This window comes from Streptomyces sp. NPDC051051, assembly GCF_040682975.1.
GTDB lineage: Bacteria > Actinomycetota > Actinomycetes > Streptomycetales > Streptomycetaceae > Streptomyces.
In genome coordinates this window covers 1-2,605 of sequence record NZ_JBFBCB010000132.1, presented here as the reverse complement: position 1 = coordinate 2,605, position 2,605 = coordinate 1, and the positions used below count along the sequence as shown (strand labels likewise).

Genomic DNA, 2,605 nt, shown 5'->3' with positions numbered 1-2,605 from the left:
CGCTCGATGATGTACGTCGCGATGTGCTCGATGCCGGCGTACCGACGGCGGCGCACGGCGTCGGCGGCGGCGCCCAGCGCGTGCAGGGGCGCGTCACGGTAGAGGGCGAGCGCCTCCTCGGGGGTGATCCGCCCACCCTCGGCGGCACGGTCGAGGACGGACTGGAGTCGGTGGTGCGGTGGTCGGGACATGGGGCGGGCCTTTCCGGGAGGGGGGCGTGGTCGGGGGCGGGATCAGGAAGCAGCGCGTTCGAGCAGCCGGACTTCGACGTCGGGCGGGAAGCCCGCGTCGTCGCCGCCGACCCGGCGGGCGAACTCGGCGATGCCGGCGAGCTGGGCCTCGCCGAGGCTGAAGTCGAGGGCGGTGGTGTAGTAGCGCTCCAGCGTCGTGGCGTCGAACTCCTCCCACCGGGAGGCCTGTTCGCACACCTTGGTCACCTCGGCGAGCGACAGGTCGCGGGAGGCGAGCAGGTCGGTGTGGACCTGGTGCACCAGCTCCGGTTCGCGGGCCAGGAAGTCGCGGCGTGCGGCGAACAAGGCGAAGACGAAGGGCAGACCCGTCCAGTCCTTCCACATGCGGCCCAGGTCGTGCACGTGCAGCCCCATCCTGGGGGCCTCGTGCAGGGCCGCGCGCAGCGCCGCGTCACCGATGACGACGGCGGCCTCCGCCTCGGACATCATGGTGCGCAGGTCGGGCGGGCAGACGTAGTAGTCGGGACGTACTCCGACGCGCTCGGCCAGCAGCAGCTGGGCCAGGCGCACGGAGGTGCGGCTGGTCGAGCCGAGGGCGACGCGCCGGCCGTCGAGGTCCGCCAGCGGCACCTGGCTGACGATCAGGCAGGACATCACGTCACCGTCGCTGCCGACCGCGATGTCCGGCAGAGCCACCAGGTCGTCCGCGTGCCGCAGGAACTCCAGCAGGCTGATGGGGCCGATGTCGAGGTCGCCCGCGGCCAGCGCGTCGTTGAGACCGTCCGGGGTGTCGGTGCGCAGCTCCATGTCGAGGAGGGTGCCTGTACGGGCCAGCCCCCAGAACAGCGGCAGGCAGTTGAGGAACTGGATGTGTCCCACCCTGGGCCTACGTCGGCGTACGGGGGCCGGCGCCGGTGCCGCGGGGGCGAGTTGCTCGGTCATGGTGCACAACTCCCGTAACGGGTGGAGGGGGAGGGGGCGGGCAGGGGGAAGCGGGCCGCCGGGATCATGGCCGGCTCATGGCGTTGGCGGCGGTGAAGTGCTCGGTCAGCACGGCCAGTACCTCCGCGGGCCGTTCCGACAGGAAGAAGTGGCCGCCGGAGAAGACGCGCAGGTCGTAGTCGGCCTCGGTGTGCCCGCTCCAGGCGCGGGCCTCCTCCGGCGAGGTGCGGGGGTCCGCGTCCCCAGTCAGGACGGTGACGGGGCAGCGCACCCGTGCGCCGGGCTCGCAGCGGTAGGTCTCCACGGCCCGGTAGTCGCTGCGGATGGCGGGCAGCACCATGCGCAGCAGCTCCTCGTCCTGGAGGACCTGGGCGTCCGTGCCGGCCAGGGCCCGCAGTTCGGCGACGACCCCGTCGTCGTCGAGCGTGTGCACGTGCTCGTCACGGGTCCTGGAGGGGGCGCGACGGCCGGAGGCGAACAGCCGGACCGGTCCGCCCCCGGCCCGCTCCATGCGCCGGGCCGTCTCGAAGGCGACCAGGGCTCCCATGCTGTGTCCGAAGAAGGTCAGCGGACGGTCGTCCCAGCCGGCCAGGGCGGCCGTGACCCCGTCCGCGAGTTCGGCGACGGAGGCGGGCGCCGGTTCGCTGCGGCGGTCCTGGCGTCCGGGGTACTGGATCGCGAGGACATCGACTCCGGGGCTCAGGGCGGCGGCGACGGGCACGTAGAAACTGGCCGACCCGCCGGCGTGCGGAAAGCACACGAGACGTTCGGCCGCGTCGGGAGAGGGGCGGAACCTGCGGATCCACAGGTCGTCGGAAGGGGTGGTGCTCATGGGACGTGGATGTCCTTCCCGGGTGTCGACGTGCCCGCTCTCTTCGGAGGGGACCTCGGGCGTGGGGTCGCGGGGGTGTGGAGAGGAGGGGGCGGGGCGGCGCAGGCGACACCGGTCGGGCTGCCCCGCCCGTTCGTGGGTGACGGGTTGTCAGGCGTCCACGGCGTCGGGGCCGTGGATCTCGACGCCGTCGGCGACGCGGCGGACGTGAATGCACTCGCCGGGGCACTCCTTGGCGGAGTCGACCACGTCGGTGAGCACCTCCAGCGGAATCCTCGTCGTCGCGCCGGGCTCCTGGAGCAGTTCGTCCTGCTCGCTCTTCACATAGGCCAGCCCGTCGATGTCCAGTTCGAACACCTCGGGCGCGTACTGGGCGCAGATGCCGTCACCGGTGCACAGGTCCTGGTCGATCCAGACTTCCAGGTCCTCGTTGTTCGTCGTCTGGGGGGACATTCACACCTGCCTGGCGGAGTCGTCTCGGGTTTGCGGAGCGCGGGGGAAGGTGAGGGGAAAAGAAGTCACGGTGCCGGCCGCCGGGTCACACCCGCATCGGCTGGGGGGAGTCCCTGCGGGCGGGGTCCGGGGCGTCGTACTCGCGGATGATCTCGTAGCGGGTGTTGCGCTCCACCGGGCGGAAGCC

3 protein-coding genes and 1 pseudogene are annotated in these 2,605 nt (G+C 72.3%); all 4 read right to left on the bottom strand.

Going from position 1 to position 2,605, the window contains the following annotated elements; all coding sequences use genetic code 11:
- Window positions 1-191: pseudogene (locus AB0N31_RS36405) on the bottom strand (dehypoxanthine futalosine cyclase); the annotation flags it as partial.
- 42 nt (window positions 192-233) lie between these two features.
- Entirely contained in the window at window positions 234-1,133 is a 900-nt protein-coding gene (locus AB0N31_RS36400; RefSeq protein WP_366062823.1) for a menaquinone biosynthesis protein, read from the bottom strand.
- A gap of 64 nt (window positions 1,134-1,197) precedes the next feature.
- Window positions 1,198-1,965, bottom strand: a complete 768-nt coding sequence (locus AB0N31_RS36395; RefSeq protein WP_366062822.1) for an alpha/beta fold hydrolase — start codon at window positions 1,963-1,965, stop codon at window positions 1,198-1,200.
- A 150-nt stretch (window positions 1,966-2,115) separates the two neighbouring features.
- A complete protein-coding gene (locus AB0N31_RS36390) occupies window positions 2,116-2,418 on the bottom strand; it encodes a ferredoxin (RefSeq protein ID WP_366062821.1) in 303 nt (100 codons plus the stop codon).
- Window positions 2,419-2,605: the final 187 nt, after the last annotated feature.